This is a genomic window from Paraniabella ginsengisoli (assembly GCF_022513635.1).
GTDB lineage: Bacteria > Bacteroidota > Bacteroidia > Chitinophagales > Chitinophagaceae > Niabella > Niabella ginsengisoli.
Window position 1 is genome coordinate 1,960,774 of the sequence record NZ_JAKWBL010000001.1, and the last position, 19,034, is coordinate 1,979,807.

Below are 19,034 nucleotides of genomic sequence, written 5' to 3' on the forward strand. Positions count from 1 at the left end.
TTAATTTATCGTAATTTCTTCGCTTGGGTAGCGGTAATTTTTATGTTTTATTTTTTTGAATATGGCCACAATAATTGAAAGCATACTTACTCTGCCCACAAACATTACAACTATTACTACAAGTTTACTTGCAGTACTTAAACTTCCTGTAATACCTAAGCTTAAGCCTACTGTACTGTAAGCGGAAAAACATTCAAAAGCGATATTTAACAGCCCCTTTTCCGGGTCAAAAATGGTGATAAGTATCACCCCAAATCCGATAATAATTAAGGATAATGCAATGGTTGCAAATGCTCTTTTTACTGAAATATCGGCAATTTCTCTTCTGAAAATTTCTATGCGTTGTTTGCCTTTTGCTAAACTTAAAATATTTAAAGTTGCAATGGCAAAAGTACTGGTTTTTATACCGCCGCCTGTTGAGGCTGGGGATGCGCCAATCCACATTAATAAAAAGGTTATCATTATTGTTGGAAAGGCCAATGCAGTCATATCTACCGAGTTAAAACCAGCGGTTCTGGGTGTTGCCGCCCCAAATAAGGCATTTACCAATTTTCCGTATAAAGAGTGTTCGGCAAGTGTATTATTGTATTCTAAAATTAAAAAGAATACAAAAGCTGTTGCTGTTAGCGATAAGGTAGTAACAAGAGTAATTCGGCTGTTAATATTAAGCATCCATGGTTTATGATTTTTTATTTTTGAATTAAACCGCAGAAAGTATAAAACTTTATGTTTTAAATAACTGGTAATATTAACTACAATGGGAAAGCCTAAACCACCCAACACAAATGTTGCAACGATGATGAGCTGTAAAGTATAATTAAAACGAAATCCGGTTTCGTAAATGCTTTGGCTTAATGTAGAAAACCCGGCATTACAATACGCTGAAACAGCATGAAATATCGAAAAAAAGCTTTATCGGCAAAATTATTGATCAATGATTGATCTAATGAAAAGAAGATAAACATCGCCGCAGTTAACTCAACAGTTGCCGTAATAACAATGATGTTTTTTAATGTATTGAAGACATCCCCGATTTTTTGAGAGTTGGTCATTTCAGTTAGTGTTAACTGATTTTCGTAAGTGCTTCCACCTTTAAAAAAATAGCTGAAATAACTGGCAAATGTTAAAATGCCCAACCCGCCTACCTGAATCAAAAACAGAATAATTGATTGACCAAAAATCGTAAAATAGGTACTTGTATCTACTGTAATTAAACCTGTAACACAAACTGCACTTGTAGAAGTAAACAAGGCATCAATAAATGTAATACCGGTGTGAGTAGCTTTGGGCAGCATCAATAATATAGCTCCTAAAAAAATAATGGTTAAGAAACTTAAAATGAATAATTGCGCCGGGTTAAAATAAGTTCTGCTAAGGTTTAACTTTTGTTCTGAAAGCTCTCTAATAAACGACATTACAACTGCTAAAATTACCCAAAGGGGATTTTCTAAAATTAGATCTGTTGTAAAAGCCTCTCCTACAAAAAGGTACATATAAAAAACGTACAGCGTATAAACAACAGAAATAACATCAAAAACAGCTACTTTTCGTTTAAGTAAAATTGGGTGTTCAAAATACCTTGCAAAGGTTGATAGCAAACCCAAAGCGATGACAACAAAATAAAAAGCATCAATGATTTGTTGAGCCAAAATTTTTAACGAAAAACCAAAGTCGAAAATAAAGGCAACCATTCCTATAACGCTCGCCCAAAATGCAGTTCTATATAATTTCTTTAAAATCATATTAATTTAAGATCTCTTAAAACTTATATATTGATTTTTTTATTTAACAAGGAAGACACTATTTCACGCTTAGCCTTCATAGTCATTTCGCTTAAGGTGAATGAATGCAGTTCCATTTCTATTAACAGGAAAAATAGGATAAATAATTTTCTCATCTTTTGTTTTGATTAACAGGTGTTTTTCGGCTAATGAACTAAGCAATCAGTATTTTTAATGCTAAAATTTTAAGGAGTGCGTGAGGACACCACCTTGGCAAGAGCTCAAAAAATTTAACCAATTTCTTTTTTGCTTAAACGGGAATTTAATGAGTTCAAGAATATATTATCAACGGCTGCCGAATCCTTATCACAATTCAGAGCATATAGGGTTAACTAAAAATTAATCCTTTTCTGCAATCAGTTTATTGATCATTACAATTTGTCCTAAGTGATAATAACTGTGCTCAATAACGCCTTCGATATTTAAAAAGCTGCCGTACTTTTCGTCAATAAAAGGCTCATCAAATTTGGAATCATCCATTTGTTCAACTTCAGTAACAAACTTTTCTGCATTCTTCAGAAAATCATTCATCAGCTTTTGCCAGTCATCTTCTGAGTTCAGCGGAGGTAAATAAAAACTGAATTTATCGCTGATTTCAAGCTTTCCTGTAGCAAAAGCGTTTAAAATGCCCTGCAAATAATAATTGATATGAAATGTAAGTTTGGCAATAGTGTTCAGACCGTCAACCTGAAAAACAGCCTGCTTCCAATTTGTATTTAACAGTTGCTCCCGATAATTTGTATTCGCAATCCAGCGTCCATCCAGTAATACTTCGCGAAGCCGGTTAGCAATAAATGTATTTCTGTTCATACAACTTTATTAAATGAACACCGCATTAAAAACATTGATTACCTCGCCGTTATGTCTACGATACTTTTTCTCCAACTCTGTCAGGCTGAGTTTGTCGAAGCACGTTCAATGCCCTTCGTCAGGCTTAGGGTGACAATCGACAAAATATTTTATGACAAGATATTAATACGTAACGGCCAGGTTAAATTTATCTGTATTTTCTGTTTGAAGTTTTTTGGCTGCAGCTTCGCTAATGCGAACATCAAAACCGTCGCTATATTGTACACCCTTCATTTTTCCCAATACTTTTGCATAGACTATTTTATTATTGGAAGGATTTGAGAGCTTAACTAATGTGCCCGGAGCAACATCATCCATTAATAGCATAATATTTTCCGTCGCTCCATCCCCTGTCGGTTTTAAAGATTCCTGACGCAAATGTTTTTTGAGAAGTAAAATTGGGATTTACTAACTTCTCATAATCGGTTTTAAAATATCCTGTTTCGTCAACGATAGAAGTTGCACCTGATTCATCAGTATTCTTGGCAGTAATTTTTTCCGAAACTGATGCTTCAGCTTTTTGATCCTCCTCTTTTTTGTTGCTTCAGCCAGCGCTTTCTCACTAGCGGCGGCTTCTTCAGCAATCCTTTTTGCATCCTCTGCTTGCGACTGGGCTAGTTTTTCAGCTTCTACAGAAGCTAAAGATGGTTTGCCATCCAGTGATAAGAAGCGGGTAGCAATAAATCCATTAGTTCCGTCACCCATCCTGATTTCAGACCATTCATTGTCCACTTTCTTAACATACGTTAAAACTTCATCCTGTTGAGCAATACCAACTACATCTTGCTCTGTGGAAGGGCCTTTGCGAACATTGATATTTGTTCCATAAACTTTGGCTGTTTTTACCTCTGCGGTACGTGCTGGCTTGACAGTTGCTTTTTGATCTCCACTTTGTAAAAACTGTGCGGCAATAAAACCCTCTGTACCATCTTTGGTTCGGATCGACGTCCACTCACTATTTATATTCTTTATAACACTTACAACATCATCCTGTTGCCCGATAGCCACAACTTCCTGATCTGTAGATGGTCCCTTACGTATGTTGATATTTGTTCCCGAAATGACAGCAGTTTTTAAAGCCTCTTCTTTTTCGCCTCAGCTTTTTTGCTTCCCGCTTGTACAAATTGAGAAGCAATGTAACCTTCTACACCATCCTTGGTTCGGATTGATGTCCATTCGCTATTTACTTTTTTAACAATATCCACAACATCGTTTTCCTGTACAATACCTACTACATCCTGATCGGTAGATGGCCCTTTACGAATATTGATATTGGTACCAGTTACAGTCGCTTGCTGATATTTGGTATTCTTTTTAGAATCCTTAGCTGGTTCCTTTTGCTGATCTTGTTTTGCAGTTATCTGTTCGGAAGATCCGATACCTTTTGGTAAATATCCAACTATGATCTCTTGTCCTCTTTTTACACTTTCGCCTTCTTTCAGGTTATTCCAGATCATAATATTCTTAACAGGCATTTTAGCAAATCGGATGCTAATGGAGTTAAGGTTTTCTTTGCCTTGTACAACATAATAAACAGGGGCACCTGTACCAAACCTGGTTTGCTCAAGAGATTTTAGGGGTATTTTTAGCTTTTGGCCAATATTAAGACCCGCATCTTTATCCAATTTATTTGCAGCTGCCAAATCACCGATGGTTACATTATATGATCTTGCAATTGAATATAAACCTTCTTTCGGTTGCACTGCATGCATCACAACAGCGCCTTTGCCCGATCTTTCTGCTACAATTTTCCCACCCTGAGCCATTGCCAATCCTGAAACGAAAACAATTCCTGCCAGTAAAATATATTTTTTCATATCTAAAAACAAATGCTGATTTATGCCTGCGAATTTACAATAAAGTTAATTGGCAGGTTCATTGTATTTACTAAAGATGTCTCAAAATTAAGCAAATAGCCATTTTCTGCATAACATAATAATAGATTCAGACTAGAGAATTTTTAACATGGTTCGTTTATGTAGGTTTGGCTATGTACCACAAGTGAAGAGTGCGACGCAAGATTGCTGAAATATGTTTACTGCTGATTTAATAAACAAATTGATTGAAGTTAAATCTCTCAGTTCTAAAGAATTGGTTTTGTGTTATGGATCAACGATAACCTTTTTTACCAAAAAACGTTATTAAATGTAGTCTATTAATAAATAATTACCTTTGCGCCGCTATGCAAATAGAAGTTTTAAAATCGAAGATCCATCGTGTTACCCTTACTGAGGCTAACCTGGATTATATGGGCAGCATTACAATAGATGAAGATCTGATGGATGCCGCTGGTTTAATTGAAAATGAAAAGGTTCAGGTTGTAAACGTTAATAACGGGGAGCGCCTTGAAACTTATGTAATTCGTGGTAAACGCGGAAGCGGAACTATTTGCCTGAACGGGCCAGCTGCACGTAAAGGAATGGCTGGCGATATTATCGTGATCATCGCTTATGCCATAATGGATTTTGAAGAGGCCAAAAAGCATCAGCCAAAGGTTATCTTTCCAAAGGCTGGCAATAAACTATAAACTATCTTCCCATTAATTGATGCCCAAAAAAGCAGCAACCATATTGCAGTACACCTTTTTTTGGGATTAGGCGTGTTTTTAATATGGTGGTCTTTGAAGGGCCTTACGCAAGATGACAAACTTCACATTTCTTCTGCTTTGTCAAAAGGTAGGTTCTGGCTTGTATTTCCTGGCATAATAGTGTTATTGTTCAGTCATTGGGTTCGTGCTTTAAGATGGCGGCTGATTATAGAACCACTGGGATACAAGCCTTCTAAACTCAACACCTTTTTTGCGGTTATGATCGGATACCTGGCTAACCAGGCCGTACCAAGATTAGGGGAAGTATTAAAGTGCAGCACACTTACACGCTATGAAAAAATACCGCTGGATAAATTAGTAGGTACAGTTATACTGGAAAGATTGGTAGATGTTATTTGCCTTTTCCTGCTGTTTTGCATAGCACTTATATCACAACCTGATCTGTATCAAAACATACTAACTACTTTTTTCCTGCGCGATCAACTGGCGAACCTTCGAATTTATTACTGTATGCTTCGCTATCAATAATCGCAATTTTTGTCGTAATTCTTCTTTGGATGTTCATCACCAAAAGAAAATGGTCTGACCTTGTGGCTTTGTTTAAAAAGATCGCATTACATATCTGGCAGGGATTTATTTCAATCAAGTCTTTAAAAAGACCCTGGACTTTTATTTTTTATAGTATTGCTATTTGGTTCTTATATGCATTAAGTGTTTATACAGGATTTTTAATGTTAGAAGAATCAGCCGGTTACGGATTTGCAGAAGCGATTACTGTTTTATGTGCAGGTAGTCTGGGTATGATCGCAACACCAGGCGGCGTTGGAGCTTATGCTTTTTTAGTGCAAAAAACAATGAGCCTTTATCATTTGAACGCTGGTGTTGGACTGGCGCTTGGCTGGCTACTTTGGATCTTACAAGTAATAGTTATTTTAATTGTAGGTGGCATTAGTTTGCTAGCATTGCCTTTTTATAATAAAAATAGAAGTAAATAAAGTCAGCTTTTTAGGCTTGGCTAAAGGCCGTAGGCCTGTTCAGATATTGTAACTTCGGAATTGATTCCGAAGAAAACCGCGGTCAAAACAATGAGTGCCTTAGGCACGATACATTTTATGAGCCGAGCCTACAGCTCTCATTTCAGTTGCACCTTTATGCCAACGAACTGAAGTTCATTGTTACAAAATCGAATCTACGCTTCTTATTAGTATTGAACCTCAACTATACAAACATCATAGTGAATAATGCAACCAAGACCTTCGAGGTTTTAAAAACCTTGAAGGTCTTGGCCTAACATCAATCATGAAAAACAATTTTCGTATTTCCTATCCAAAAATAATCGCCGTCTTTTAGGTTTACTTTTACGTGCGGTAACAAGCGCTGCGTATTTTTATCTGTGTTGTAAAAAGTTCCGTTCTTGCTGGGTGCAGCATCGCCAAGCTGATATAAATACCTTCCATCTTCCAATTTCTTTCTTGTGATCTGGCAATGATTTTTAGAAATAAATTTATCTGCGGTAACAATAGCAAAATCTGCAACCGATAAACCGCCGGCCTCGCTTTGGCGGCCAATTACCGTAATATCTTTTTCAAAAGCGAATTGCTGTGCTTCCGTTAAAAAATTAGGCACCACTTCCAAATGAGCGCCAAATGATACGTCGTTAGCACCCGCCAGCGGATCAATATCAATTACTTGAAATTCGCTCTCTTTAATATCTGGTATTTCAATATTCCCTTCAACACCATCGTAATAAAACTGGCTCAACTCACGACCCGTTTTAAAACGGTTTTGCGGATTTTTTCAAGGCATTTTTGGACCAGCATTTCCAGCCATTCCGGAATATCGCATTCCGTTTCTTCACTAAGTGATTGTGCGTTTAGTATGTCTATCCTTTTTTACACATATCAGGAATAGCAGCAGTTTTATGCTTCTCCTCCAGCGCTATCATTTCTTCTGTCGTTTTATAATCCTTCACGGGAAAAGGAACGCTTCCTGTTAACAATTCATAAATAACAATTCCTAAACTATAAATATCCGAAGGCGCATCGATCATTGTACCGCTCCATTTTTCAGGAGATTTATATTCCGCCATTCCCTCTTCTTTTCTGCTGTGGCGAACTGCATCGGGATCAGAAAAAGACAAGCCAAAATCGATCAGCACATAGCGATTGCTGCCGTCTTCATTCTTCGAGCGGATAATATTTTTAGGATTGATATCGTTATGAATTACTGCATTTCTCCTTCGCAAAACCGAATCGGCATGCTGCGCAAAATTGCCGGGTAAATAATAATGATGGCAATAATTTAAGGCCGCTGCAATTTGTTCAATAAGATCCAGCGTATCATCAACGGAAAAGAATTTTTCTTTTTTCAGGATCATCTCCAATGTGTCTCCATCAATAAACTCCATTTCCAAAGAAGGTTTATGATCCAGAATCAATTCTTCATAAACTTTTACAATATTCGGATGATCTAGCTTTTTGAGAATATCAACCTCCTCTTTAAAGTCACGGTACGCTTTCTCTTCTTCGTTTTCAATGGTAAGATCCAGTTGTTTTAAAGCAACAATATCTCCGTCTTCTTTTCTGCGAGCTTTAAAAACCGCCGAAAAGCCGCCGTGGCCAAGCACTTTCAATATATCGTAAGATGTAGCTAATTCGCTCATACTGCTTCTTTATCTAAAATAAAAAACTCCAACACAATCTTATCATTAAAGCAAATAGAATCCCCGTTTTTTAAAACATGCGGCACGGCTGATTGATTAAGGCTTACACCCGTGAAATCATTTTGGCCGGTATTGTAAATCTTTATTTTATGCGATGGATTATTTAAAAATCGTGAACGGTAAATTTTGAATGCGCCCAGCTCTTTGTCGAAAATAATGTTAGCATGTGAGCGGCTGATATAACTGTTGATCTTGTATTGCTCTTCATTTTTTTCTTCAATACCTACAAACGCAATATCGTTATGTATTTTAGGGCCGTTATCTATTTTCGGATCTTTGCATCTTCCAATAAAATAAGTTTTGCCGTTGGGTTCTAAAATATATTCCGGCTCCCATGTTATACCTTCTGTTGCCACAACGCGCGCTTTTATTTTACGTAAAGTTTCGCCGGGTATTAATACTTCTACACCAACACCGTCGATTATTTGCGTAACCTTATCCACCAAAGCCGATTCATGCAATACTTCAACTGATAGGTTTTCTTTAAAATTTATTCCTTTCGATTTTAGCGTACGTTTTATTTGCTTTATAAAATCGGCATCTTGTGTTAAAGCTTTTAATGCAACATTTTCCACCGAGCTATCTGCAAAACGCGAATGAAATGCCAGTCCGGAAACTATACTATTTCCATGACCCAACATCTTTATAGCATTTATAATAGCGCCAATTGCCACTTCTTTTAGCTCCTCAATGTTCTCTAATCCTGAAGCCTTGCTTTTTACAACATGCTTTTCCCTGCTCCCATCAGGTTCTTGTTTCGATGCCAACTTATCAATCGGCTCATCATCATCTGCATTAAGTTTGTCAGATAATTGTTGCATTTTCTTTTTTAACCAATTGTTCATCTGTATACATTTATTTTTTATTGGCCCAGCTTTCAATTATATAGCATCAAAATTGCGTCGCACTCTTGTGCTGCTGTATATAAATCAACCTATTTATTCGCTACCAACCGGAAGCTTCGCATCCGGCTATTTACATTCAGCTCCTTCGGAGCTGCGCTGGACATCCAAGATATTCTTTGCCATTGTCTGAAACATGATTTTTAGGATTATAAGATTACCTGGATTACTTTCCTTATCAACCGTTTTCTATCATCTATCAACTAAAAATATCCCGCCGCTTTCAACTGCTTCAACATATCAATGGCAAGTTGTTTTGCAAATTCTGAGTTTCCAATTTCTTCAATTCTAATTGCAAAAGCAATAGGCGCACCCAACCTGGGTGATGGCACATAAAAAGTGTACCACGCATCTGTAACACGTTTACGTATTGTCTTTCCATTTTGTTTGATCAATTTGTCTCTTTCCGGGCTACCCGTTTTTCCAAATACTTGTAAGCCGCTAGCTCCCGAAACTTTTGCAGACTGTTCCTTCATATAGCCAGACATTAATTCTGAAGCGCCAGCATATTTTGACAAGGCTAAAGCGGGTTCTTTTTGTGAAGGCTTATTCCATGCTTTAAACAAAAACCGGGAAGGTTGTAAGGAATCTTTGTTCGCAATGGCCCCGCTCATTTTTGCCAGGTGCAAAGGTGTGGCCATCAACTCTCCCTGACCCCACGCAATGTTGGAATAATTGGATTGAAACCTTCGTCGTGTGTTAATCAGACGCTTGTTTTTGGTAAAATAAATATTACGCCTAATGTCCAAAAATTCGTCCCATTCCTTAAAAAACTTATCACTATTATAATCTTCGGGCCTTTTAAAGTTATAGCCACCGCGGTTGATTATATTCATGCCTAACATATCGTACATCTGAAACAATGAAGATTGTAATTTTTTTCATTGATCAGTTTAATGAAATACACGTTGCTGGAGCGTACAATTGCCTTATGCATATCCACATTTTCGTTGGAAGGTTCATCCGCTCTTATCGCTTCAGCCGGGTACACAAAAAATTAAAGTTGGCCGCACCAAGTCCGTATTGATTGAACGCTGCATAAGCATCAATTATTTTCACTGTTGAACCTGGGCGTGAATTATAAGTTATTCCCAGATCCTGCGGTACTATCATCCTGTCATTAAATATTTGTTTATAAATATTCCTGTAATCATCGGGCTCAATGTTGCTGATCAGTTTCTGATCTTTATAGGACGGTGATGGATTTGATGCTGATGCCAACACATCGCCTGTTTTTGAATTAATGGCGATCACTGAAGTCCTGGAATCTTTATAAGGTTTTTGTGATTGAATAAGCGCATTGATCTTTTCATTCATCACAACATCTAATGACAACCAAATGTCCTTCTGTTTATTATTTTGCGAATCGATGAGTTGGCTGTTTTTACCCGCTTTTATAAAAGGCGATAGGGCGCTATAGTCGTAAAGCGTCAGTTCATTTTCTGTTGTTGTTTCTGGTAAAAATTTATTTTCTTTATATCGATCGGTAGTGCGTTCTGTAGTTGTATAAGAAACATCAAAGCCACGCAAAGCCGTGAAATGTCTAAACTCTGCTGCATAGCCCATATTTTCTTCTCGCGCAATTTCTTTATTATAATCACCCAGCCAAAACAACAGATCAGAGCCAAAAGGATAATAACGATCCTGCTCGCGAGACAATTGCTCTTTGTATAATGCAGCATTAGCGCCATAGTTCAGGAGTTTCGTTCTGTTTTTTTCAAACTCCTTTTTACTTGAAGTAGCAAGCAGTATTCCATTCTTATCATAAATATTTCCTGCTTTTATTTCACGCAGCATAACGCCAATGCGTGGATTGTAACTATATTGCCATGCGCCTCTTTTGTTCAGCACCAATGCGGGCTTTACAATATATTCATTTGATTTTGCCTGATACCAGATAAGGCTTCCGGTAAAAATCAATATCACTGTAAAGAAAGTAAGAATGGCGTATGTATTTACGTTGTCAAAATGTTTTTTACATACTCCATTTCTATAGAATCGCCTTTCTCATTGGACATAATCAACACAAAAAGAAAAGCGATCATTGTGAAAATAATACCAGCATTTCCTTTGCTTAAAAAGGGGACAGAAATACCAGTAAGTGGCAACAGGCCAAGTGTACCTGCTGTGATCAGCATAAACTGTATCATTGTAGCAATTGCTATACCTGCCATTACATAAAACATAAAGGGCTTTCCTGTTCGTCTTGCAGCCAATATACATCTATATACTAATAAGCCAAATGCAAAGAACAAAGTGATCAAAGTTAAAAGACCCAACTCTTCGCCAATACTTTGCAAGATCATATCTGTATGATGAGCAGGCATAACATCTGCCATTCCATTGCCAAGCCCCTGCCCCATAATGCCACCCGTATTTAACGACCACACACCCTGCGCCACCTGATCGCCACCCACCAATTTGTTTTCCCACATATTGTCAAACATTCCGTTTCTATCTGCAAGGCGTTGTGTAAAACTAAAAGGAAGTGTGGCAAATAAAATGAACGATGAAATAATGATGATGATAAAAAATACCGACTCATATTTCTTTTTAACAAAAGCATAAGCAAAGGTTGAAACACAAGATAAAAGAGCGATCCAAGGTAAATAATTATTTTCGGGTGTATTTAAAAACTTTCCTGTTATAAATAATAGTAATGCAAAAACAATTGCAGCAATGATCATTTCCAAAAACTCTTCTTTGGCAAAAGCATAGAAAAATAAAAAAGTTAAACAAAGTACAACTGCCGGGCCTAAATCGCCTAACATAGCATAGATAGTTAACAAGAAAATAAATAAAGCAAACATTAGCAGGTTATTCTTCGTTAACCAGCGGTTGTCTGGTATGTTCCTGAAATAGCCTGCATTTGCAGTAAAAAATGTTGCAAAGAAAACAACCATTAAATATTTGGAAAGTTCGCTTACCTGCAAACCAAAGAGATTAACTTTTACACCACTCCCTTCCGGGCCTGTGCCAAACATTGCCAGCAATAACATCAAACCAATGGATGCCAGCAACCAGGTGTAGCCACGTGGAGCTTTCAATTTATTGGTGAAGGGAAGCAGTTTATAAACCGGATCGAACCAGCCTGAATGATAAAATCTGTTAATAGGATTTTGTTTGAAGATAAAGATCAGTACAGAAAAAGCGAATAATACTATAGCGGCATATTTGGCCATTCCGGTTCCATATATTTCATCACGAAGCGGATCCTGAACACTATATAAAACCATTGTGCCAATGCCCGATATAAACATAATCAGTGGCAATATGAATTGATCGCTACGATAGTTTTTTAAATAAAGGGCAATATGTAATATCCAAAAACCAAGTACAAACAATACGATATAAGTCAGAAATTCTTTTTGAAACTCGTCAGGTGTTCTAACTGTAAAGATTTTGTCATTTTTAATTTGACGATATTCAACACGGTCTAGAATCCTTAACTGGTGAGGTTTCCCAATAAAATCAAAATTGCGGTTTGAGCCAATTTCAGCCAATCCTTTTGCCTGGCCAAAATTAAATCCGGGCTTTATAGCTTGCACGCTATAATTTCCTTTCGGATCTAAATCGGCAAATTCATAATCTCCATCTTCATCCGTTCTTGTATAAAATTCTGTGGCAATAGAAGTAGCATTGGCAGGCAGCGTGTCGAAATAAGCGTCAGGGAAAATACGTGTTAGCCGAATCAATACGCCTTCCTTATTTCCTTCATCATCTTTATAGCTGATATTCCCTTTAATACGTACACCGTTTTCTGACAAGCCTGTTTCTACTTCAGATGGATATTTTTGAGGGGATATTTTTTCCTCTTCGTACAACGCAGAATCTGAACCAAGATGAGCGAGTGAATTTATGAATCGCAGTTTCCCTGATTCGCTTCCTGTTTGTAAAAATGCCGTTGCATCCAGCAACAGAGGATCTTTATTTAGTGCGCCAAGATTGGGTAACCGCTTTTGTTCATCTACATTTTGTTTAATACTTTTTGTTATAAAGTTGATATAGTTTTCGTCAGTAAAATATCCGCCTTTTGTTAGTATTTTTTTACTGATTCTGATTGCAAAGGTGCTGAAAGATTGATGATGCTACCATTTGCATATCCTTTATCTGCATCGTCTAAATCGTCACTAATATGAGTGTAAAACATAGGCCATCACTGCGATAATAACCGTGATAAACGCCAATAGCAAACGCTCAATATTGCGGGAGTATAATTCTATTTTCTTTTTCTTCTGCATAAGTTTTTAAAATTCATCATCATTTATATAGCAGTCGGTTATATAAAAAACAAAGTAAAATATCATTGCGAGCGAAACGAAGTGAAGTCGAGCAATCTCTACGTGGTTAAGGAGATTCCTCCACTCACGGCTTTCTGCCGCTCGGTCGGAACGACGGCAACTCTGGAACGTTATCATATCATCAACCAATATACTCTGCTCAGTATGAAAATCTTTATAACTCACTTGTTGTAGTTAATGTAGGTTGAGATATAATCGGGACGATGAACCGAGCGTGGCAATACCGATGCCATATATTTATTGCCAAGCCCAAAAAACCCATTCTTCATTTTTTACTTTTAATAGCCTGTGTTTGTTCTGTTTCTTGCACTATCGCTAAAGATCGTGTCAGTAGCCTGTATCAACGAATCATTGTTTCGTAAACTGTCATAATAAGGAGTCGTGTCCCTTATGTAAATGGTATCAACGAGGTTTTCTTTTCCGAGGAAGATGTTTTTTGTTCCCACCCAATTTGCGAGGAACCCCGCCAGGAACACTGCCGGGATTAACCACAACCACTGTTTTTTTTTACGTGCAGGTTTTTTATCCATAATAGTTAATAGTTCTTCTTCTTCGTTGATAGGAACTTCGATCGTTTTCTTATAACTTCTTTTTTTGCAGGAGCTTTCGACACATAGCCCGCAAGCGCTACGGTTATATTATCTTTTCCACCCAGGTCGTTTGCGCCGTCAATGAGTAGTTGTACTTTTTCTTTCAGAGAAATATTTTGCGTAAGCACATTGCTGATGCCTTGTTTATTTAAAAGATCAGTAAGCCCATCGCTACAAAACAGTACGATATCTCCTGGCAAAAAACTATGTTCAAAAAAATCGAAATAGCCTTCGCTGTCATTGGCATCGATCATATATTCTCCAAGCATTTTGCTAATCTCATTTCGATTAGGATGATGCATAGCTTCTTCTTCTGTTAAGAAACCACGATCTTCTTTAAAACCAACAGCAGAGTGATCTTTTGTTATTTTGATCAGCTCATCATTTCTGAATATATAACCCCGGCTGTCGCCTACATGCGCCACATACATTAATTCTTTTTCTGCGTCCAATATGGCCAATGAAGCCACACAACTCATTCTCTGAAGATCCGCTTCGGAACGTTTTTGGTTGATCGCATTATTAGCGTTAATAAAAGCTTCTTTTAAAAGTTGCAGTGGCGCTCCAAAACTGAAATTTTGCAAATAGTTTTCGATAGTAGTTTTAGCAATAGCTGATGCTTCTTCTCCGCCATCATAGCCACCAACACCGTCGATTGCACCCACCAATGCTATTGTAGATTTGCTCCACAAACTTTGAAGCCATACAAAATTATCTTCGTTGTTATCACGCTTGCGGCCAATGTCCGTCTGCACGTGCGAAACAATTGTTCTGCTCATTTTTTTGTTTTTGTTTGCAGATAAAAAACCAACACGATAAATGCTATTAATAATATTTGAAGCTTATGCTTAAAAGTTGACAGTTGATAGTTTGCAGATGACAGACGATTTACTTCATGTTCGATTTCTCGTAGTAAGTAATTAGCCCATTTAAAATCTTCAAACACTCATCTATCATTGGTATCAACAGTTCAAAGTCCTTTTCAGACATAATATCAACCATTACGGCAATGTTCAAAAGCGTTTCAAGCTCATACATGGATGCTCTTGAAATATGCAAAAACTGTATTGTATCTTTTTTATAATTTCTTCCAATACCTTCTGCAATATTAGCAGGAATCGATATTGCAGCCCGTTTGGTTTGACTTGTTAATGCATACAACTCTTCCTTCGGATACTTCTTAGTAAGCAAATACACTTCTTTTACAAGGGACATGGATTTTTTCCACGACTCCAAGTTTTTATACGTTGTCATAGCTCAAGTTTGTTAGATTTTTAAATACCTCTTCAATATTCAACTAAGCTGTCTACCGTCATCTATCAACTGTCAACTAAACTTCCGCCTTAAAATCTATTTGAAAAACACCGCATACAATAGTGGACTCAATTTTAAGCGGATGCCACACCGGTGCTTCTCCCATTCTGCTCAGCTCCAGCTTTTGCTCGTTTACAAAAGCATCAGCAAACAATGCCACATAAAACATACGGGCTGCTTCTTCATATTTGATCATCACATGTTCTTTTTGCAGGCTTCCGCTGGGCTCATTTATGCAAAGCAAAGTTGTGGTGCTTGTAAGCCCTTCAACAGCCTTCGTTATTTTCAGCTGCTTTTCGCGCATGGGAAAGCTGTAACGTTGCTTATTGATCACAAATTGAATGGTGGCCAATTTGTCTTTCTTTGGGGTGACAGAGGTGTTTGAACCGCTGGTTGTTGAAGGTTCTGTTGCAAAAAGTTCTTTATTAAACTTCACCCTGAAATGCCCTTTAGATAAAATATCAATATTGGCAAATGTATTAGGGTTCAAATCATACTTAGAGTATTTGGAATGCTTGCTGCTTACCGATACTTTGATCTGCTCGCTCGATAACTCCATCCAGGATTTTTCTGAAGTAGGCGCACTTACAACCTGTACAGATCCGGGTTCTATGTCGTTATTATCAACGCCTTTTTCCGCCGGGCAATACTGAAAATCCCAGAAACTGCCAATAGGATCATAACGAGGATACTGACTTTTCCTTTCATTGATATGTTCATAAAACTCGTCAAGAATACCTTCTGTAATCCCCGCCAATCGAAGCTCTGCGTGATGATAATCTTCGGGACGCATTAATATAAGATAACTACAATCGTACATCATGCGTTTGTTAAAAGACTCTCTTTCTATCGTTTCTTTAAATGATTCTACCACCTGATTAACCAGCGTCTGATTGCTGAGCCTTCTATCCTCTTCTTCTTCGTCTGGTAATAACCACTTTTTATCTTACTTAGCATATTAGATATTAGTATTTAGATTTTAGTATTTGGACTTTGCAATTCTTATCAAAATTTCAATTCGTCACAACTTCTCAATCCTTCTTTCCACTATTCTTTCTATCTTATTATTTTCATCTATAACCATTGCTACATCTATATTGTAGGGAATCCAGTCATCCGTTTCATTTTGCTTTATTTTATACAACATTGTAAAATCTATATATAGTTTTCCGTTCTGATTGTGTGTAAAAACATAAGAATCATTACTGATATCGGCCTCAGTAAATTGCCATTTTCCGTGATATGATTCACATTCCTTTCTGATATTAGCTAAAGGCACATTAGATTTATTATAATACTGCGTTACAACATCATTAAAAAAAGCGGACAGATTAGTGCAACTTCCACGACTTCTGTAATAATTATTAATGAACTGTTTGGCTTCCTCTTCTCTTTGTTTTATATCTACACTCACAACAACCTGATCCAGGCTACCATTTTCACCATCGGTTGTTATTGTATCAGGTAGTGGAGGAATAGACGTATCAATTTCTGCTTTGAATACAGGCTTGTCTTCTTTTGGCCGAGTTGTGGTTTCCCTTTTCTTTGGTGCGGTTGTTTGTCTTTCATTATTCTTCAGATATCCGGCTATCTTATCTTTATTTAAGGCAAAAGCAATAAGCCCTAAAATAATCGCTACAGGAAATAAAATATAAAATGCACTGCGACCTTGACGCTTAGGCGGGTATTGATATTTCGTTTCCGGATTTGCTTCGTTCGCAACCGGGCTATATTTTTCAACAGGCGCAACCGGATTAACATAAATTGTATCACCAATAATATCAGCACTTGTATCATTAATTTTATGTAATTCGCTGCGTTGCTCAGCATTCTTATTAAAATATCCTGGTAATAGATCTCGCCATGGCTGTACTAAAGATGTGACATCAATATTCTTTCTTACAATACTCTCTTGTATTTCAAAATCGGAAATTTTAGAACTGTCGTATGGAGGCTTACCCGTTACCAAATGATAAAAGGTTACGGCCAATGAATAAGCATCAGTTTTATTAGTAAGATTCTTGACGTCGTAAACCTGTTCGGGACTCATGTACATCAATGTACCCATCCTGGAACCTGTTTGGGTAACGGTGATATTATCTTTGAGTTTGGCCACACCAAAATCAAGTAATTTTATTTTTCCTGTTTCGGTAACAAATAGATTGGCAGGCTTAATATCACGATGTATGATGTCTTTTCGATGTGTGTACTGAAGGGCATCAACAAGATCATTCCACCACTCAGCGAGTTGTTCATTGCTAAAGGTTTCTCCATTCTTCATTCTTTTATGAAGATCCTGTCCTTCCAGATATTCCATGATCATACAAGGACGATCATCTAAAGCACCATAATCCTGTATGTTACGAATGGCGTGATGGTTTAGGTGAACCATTAGTCTGGCTTCATTCTGAAACCGGGATACGATCTCCGGGTCATCACAGAACTTTTTAAGCAATACCTTAATAGCTGCCGGTTTTTGAAGGTAATTTTCAGCATACCATACCTCAGCCATGCCACCATCGCCCAACTTATATTTTAACACATATCCGTTTATGCTTGTATTCTCCATTCCATCAACCTTATATTATCATAAATATATTATCAATTTCGCGTTCTATCAGCTATTTTTAATACACATGTTTGCATTTAGTAACCGTTAAAAGTAAAAGAACCACCGCCATATTTTCTTAAAAAATATAAAAACCGGTGAACAGCAGGCTAGGTTCGGTAAAATAACATCGGGATGAAGTTAAATCATCTTTTTAAACAATTGAACCTTGATGTCAGTCATGTAGAAAAAGTGCATGGCGGCGACATTAACGAAACATATTGCCTTCATACAACTAAAGCTAAGTTCTTTCTTAAAATCAACATTGCTAAGCAGTACCCGGATATGTTTTTAAAAGAAGCAAACGGACTTGAAACACTCCGACAACACACACAGTTTCCAATACCGAAAGTATTGGATCATGGTACAATAAATAATTTGCAATATCTTTTATTAGAATGGGTAGACAAAGGCATACCAAGCACTGACACTCAATTCAAATTAGGCGCTGGTATTGCCAAGATGCATCAGGTATCACAAGATTATTTTGGATTTGAAGAAGATAATTATATAGGAAGCTTACTTCAAACAAATTCTCCTAAAGAAGATTGGGCAGCGTTTTATACACATTGCAGAATTTTACCATTGGTTAAGCTACTTAGGGACGCAAATACATTTTCAAAAAAGATGCTGAAGAAGCAGAAAAATACTGCGCTTCACTAAATGGCATTTTCCCGGATGAGCCACCTTCATTGTTGCACGGAGATTTGTGGGGTGGGAATTATATTATAGCAAATGATGGACAAGCCAGCCTTATTGACCCTGCTGTTTATTTTGGCCACCGGGAAATGGATATAGGAATGACCCAATTATTTGGCGGCTTTTCCCCTGATTTTTATAGCGGTTATAATGAAATCTTTCCATTAGAATCAGGCTGGCAAAAACGGATTATCTACACACAGCTATATCCTTTACTAGTTCATGCGGTATTATTTGGTGGACATTACGTGCATAACGTAAGAAATACTATAAGCCGGTTTTGATGTAACTTAGAAATATTATTTGTCTTATGATGATAGTTTATAAAACAAAAGCCAGCCTTCTTATTAAACTATTGTTTGCTGTTGTTTTGGTGGTGATGCTGGTAATGGCATTAGTTGAAAAGAGCCTGGCACTATTTTCTATTGCAGTTGTATTTTGCGCTGTGGTGTTGTATATATTTTATACTACCCATTATACAGTATTTGAAAAAGATTAACCATTAAAAGTGGTTTTCTTTTTAGCGAATCGGTAGATATTGAATCAATCAGGAAGGTAACCCGGAAAAGAAAAAACATGTTAAGCGGTCCCGGTTTTTCTATTAATCGGCTGATTATAGAATATAATGAACACGATTGTGTAATCATTGCACCAAGCCAGCAACAGGCATTTATGACTCACTTAAAAAGAATAAATCCGGATATTCAATTTATAGAATAG

General features: G+C 37.1%; 24 protein-coding genes. 7 read left to right on the plus strand and 17 right to left on the minus strand.

All coding sequences use genetic code 11. From position 1 onward, the window contains the following. The 6 genes from MKP09_RS10580 to MKP09_RS10600 form a co-directional block, all read right to left on the minus strand. Complete coding sequence (locus MKP09_RS10580; RefSeq protein ID WP_317235294.1) at positions 1 to 900, minus strand: potassium transporter TrkG; 900 nt, start codon at positions 898 to 900, stop codon at positions 1 to 3. Continuing rightward, positions 852 to 1,742 (minus strand): potassium transporter TrkG, encoded by an 891-nt coding sequence (locus tag MKP09_RS25890; protein WP_262915198.1) that lies wholly within the window; start codon positions 1,740 to 1,742, stop codon positions 852 to 854. Before MKP09_RS25890 ends, MKP09_RS10580 begins: the two co-directional genes overlap by 49 nt. Positions 1,743 to 2,120: 378 nt before the next feature. Beyond that, a complete protein-coding gene (locus MKP09_RS10585; RefSeq protein WP_240828423.1) occupies positions 2,121 to 2,591 on the minus strand; it encodes a DinB family protein in 471 nt (156 codons plus the stop codon). Positions 2,592 to 2,753: 162 nt separating this feature from the next. Beyond that, a complete protein-coding gene (locus MKP09_RS10590) occupies positions 2,754 to 3,008 on the minus strand; it encodes a hypothetical protein (protein ID WP_240828425.1) in 255 nt (84 codons plus the stop codon). 30 nt (positions 3,009 to 3,038) lie between these two features. Next, positions 3,039 to 3,692 carry an SH3 domain-containing protein gene (locus MKP09_RS10595; protein WP_317235295.1) on the minus strand — a complete coding sequence of 218 codons (654 nt, stop codon included), beginning with the start codon at positions 3,690 to 3,692 and terminating at the stop codon, positions 3,039 to 3,041. Positions 3,693 to 3,703: 11 nt separating this feature from the next. Next, the gene (locus MKP09_RS10600) at positions 3,704 to 4,447 is read right to left on the minus strand and encodes a LysM peptidoglycan-binding domain-containing protein (protein WP_240828433.1); all 744 of its coding nucleotides are present in this window, start codon (positions 4,445 to 4,447) and stop codon (positions 3,704 to 3,706) included. A 365-nt stretch (positions 4,448 to 4,812) separates the two neighbouring features. Here MKP09_RS10600 and panD point away from each other — a divergent pair, with 365 nt between their 5' ends. The 3 genes from panD to MKP09_RS25900 all read left to right on the plus strand — a co-directional run bounded on the left by panD (position 4,813) and on the right by MKP09_RS25900 (position 6,173). Beyond that, a complete protein-coding gene (gene panD, locus MKP09_RS10605; protein ID WP_240828435.1) occupies positions 4,813 to 5,157 on the plus strand; it encodes an aspartate 1-decarboxylase in 345 nt (114 codons plus the stop codon). A 72-nt stretch (positions 5,158 to 5,229) separates the two neighbouring features. Further along, on the plus strand, positions 5,230 to 5,706 hold the full coding sequence (locus MKP09_RS25895; protein WP_317235296.1) for a lysylphosphatidylglycerol synthase transmembrane domain-containing protein: 477 nt from the start codon (positions 5,230 to 5,232) through the stop codon (positions 5,704 to 5,706). Positions 5,707 to 5,735: 29 nt separating this feature from the next. After that, entirely contained in the window at positions 5,736 to 6,173 is a 438-nt protein-coding gene (locus MKP09_RS25900) for a lysylphosphatidylglycerol synthase domain-containing protein (protein WP_262915200.1), read from the plus strand. A gap of 298 nt (positions 6,174 to 6,471) precedes the next feature. Here the strand turns inward: MKP09_RS25900 and MKP09_RS10615 are convergent, their stop codons facing one another. From MKP09_RS10615 to MKP09_RS10665, 11 genes are all read right to left on the minus strand, one after another. After that, complete coding sequence (locus MKP09_RS10615; RefSeq protein WP_240828437.1) at positions 6,472 to 6,939, minus strand: FHA domain-containing protein; 468 nt, start codon at positions 6,937 to 6,939, stop codon at positions 6,472 to 6,474. A gap of 121 nt (positions 6,940 to 7,060) precedes the next feature. Beyond that, complete coding sequence (locus MKP09_RS10620; protein ID WP_240828442.1) at positions 7,061 to 7,840, minus strand: serine/threonine protein kinase; 780 nt, start codon at positions 7,838 to 7,840, stop codon at positions 7,061 to 7,063. Beyond that, positions 7,837 to 8,745: a hypothetical protein gene (locus tag MKP09_RS10625; RefSeq protein WP_240828447.1), complete on the minus strand. Its 909-nt coding sequence runs from the start codon at positions 8,743 to 8,745 to the stop codon at positions 7,837 to 7,839. The genes MKP09_RS10620 and MKP09_RS10625 overlap by 4 nt, the downstream gene beginning before the upstream one ends. A 260-nt stretch (positions 8,746 to 9,005) precedes the next feature. Next, entirely contained in the window at positions 9,006 to 9,656 is a 651-nt protein-coding gene (locus MKP09_RS10630; RefSeq protein ID WP_240828464.1) for a penicillin-binding transpeptidase domain-containing protein, read from the minus strand. A gap of 115 nt (positions 9,657 to 9,771) precedes the next feature. Next, the gene (locus MKP09_RS10635) at positions 9,772 to 10,728 is read right to left on the minus strand and encodes a penicillin-binding protein 2 (RefSeq protein WP_240828475.1); all 957 of its coding nucleotides are present in this window, start codon (positions 10,726 to 10,728) and stop codon (positions 9,772 to 9,774) included. Positions 10,729 to 10,757: 29 nt separating this feature from the next. Next, positions 10,758 to 12,719 carry an FtsW/RodA/SpoVE family cell cycle protein gene (locus MKP09_RS10640; protein WP_240828480.1) on the minus strand — a complete coding sequence of 654 codons (1,962 nt, stop codon included), beginning with the start codon at positions 12,717 to 12,719 and terminating at the stop codon, positions 10,758 to 10,760. A gap of 662 nt (positions 12,720 to 13,381) precedes the next feature. Beyond that, positions 13,382 to 13,633, minus strand: coding sequence for a hypothetical protein (locus tag MKP09_RS10645; protein ID WP_240828505.1), 252 nt, complete (start codon positions 13,631 to 13,633; stop codon positions 13,382 to 13,384). A gap of 5 nt (positions 13,634 to 13,638) precedes the next feature. Then, the gene (locus MKP09_RS10650; RefSeq protein WP_240828507.1) at positions 13,639 to 14,472 is read right to left on the minus strand and encodes a PP2C family protein-serine/threonine phosphatase; all 834 of its coding nucleotides are present in this window, start codon (positions 14,470 to 14,472) and stop codon (positions 13,639 to 13,641) included. 109 nt (positions 14,473 to 14,581) lie between these two features. Next, positions 14,582 to 14,947: a four helix bundle protein gene (locus MKP09_RS10655; protein WP_240828521.1), complete on the minus strand. Its 366-nt coding sequence runs from the start codon at positions 14,945 to 14,947 to the stop codon at positions 14,582 to 14,584. A gap of 76 nt (positions 14,948 to 15,023) precedes the next feature. Next, positions 15,024 to 15,881, minus strand: a complete 858-nt coding sequence (locus MKP09_RS10660) for a hypothetical protein (protein ID WP_240828523.1) — start codon at positions 15,879 to 15,881, stop codon at positions 15,024 to 15,026. Between the two features lie 147 nt (positions 15,882 to 16,028). After that, positions 16,029 to 17,576 carry a serine/threonine-protein kinase gene (locus tag MKP09_RS10665; RefSeq protein ID WP_240828526.1) on the minus strand — a complete coding sequence of 516 codons (1,548 nt, stop codon included), beginning with the start codon at positions 17,574 to 17,576 and terminating at the stop codon, positions 16,029 to 16,031. Positions 17,577 to 17,750: 174 nt separating this feature from the next. Here MKP09_RS10665 and MKP09_RS25905 point away from each other — a divergent pair, with 174 nt between their 5' ends. The 4 genes from MKP09_RS25905 to MKP09_RS28050 are packed head-to-tail and all read left to right on the plus strand — an operon-like array spanning position 17,751 to position 19,034. Beyond that, positions 17,751 to 18,278 (plus strand): fructosamine kinase family protein, encoded by a 528-nt coding sequence (locus MKP09_RS25905; RefSeq protein ID WP_262915201.1) that lies wholly within the window; start codon positions 17,751 to 17,753, stop codon positions 18,276 to 18,278. 29 nt (positions 18,279 to 18,307) lie between these two features. Beyond that, entirely contained in the window at positions 18,308 to 18,598 is a 291-nt protein-coding gene (locus MKP09_RS25910; protein WP_262915202.1) for a fructosamine kinase family protein, read from the plus strand. Between the two features lie 26 nt (positions 18,599 to 18,624). Then, complete coding sequence (locus MKP09_RS10675) at positions 18,625 to 18,813, plus strand: hypothetical protein (RefSeq protein WP_240828531.1); 189 nt, start codon at positions 18,625 to 18,627, stop codon at positions 18,811 to 18,813. A gap of 47 nt (positions 18,814 to 18,860) precedes the next feature. Next, positions 18,861 to 19,034 (plus strand): PH domain-containing protein, encoded by a 174-nt coding sequence (locus MKP09_RS28050; protein WP_394801052.1) that lies wholly within the window; start codon positions 18,861 to 18,863, stop codon positions 19,032 to 19,034.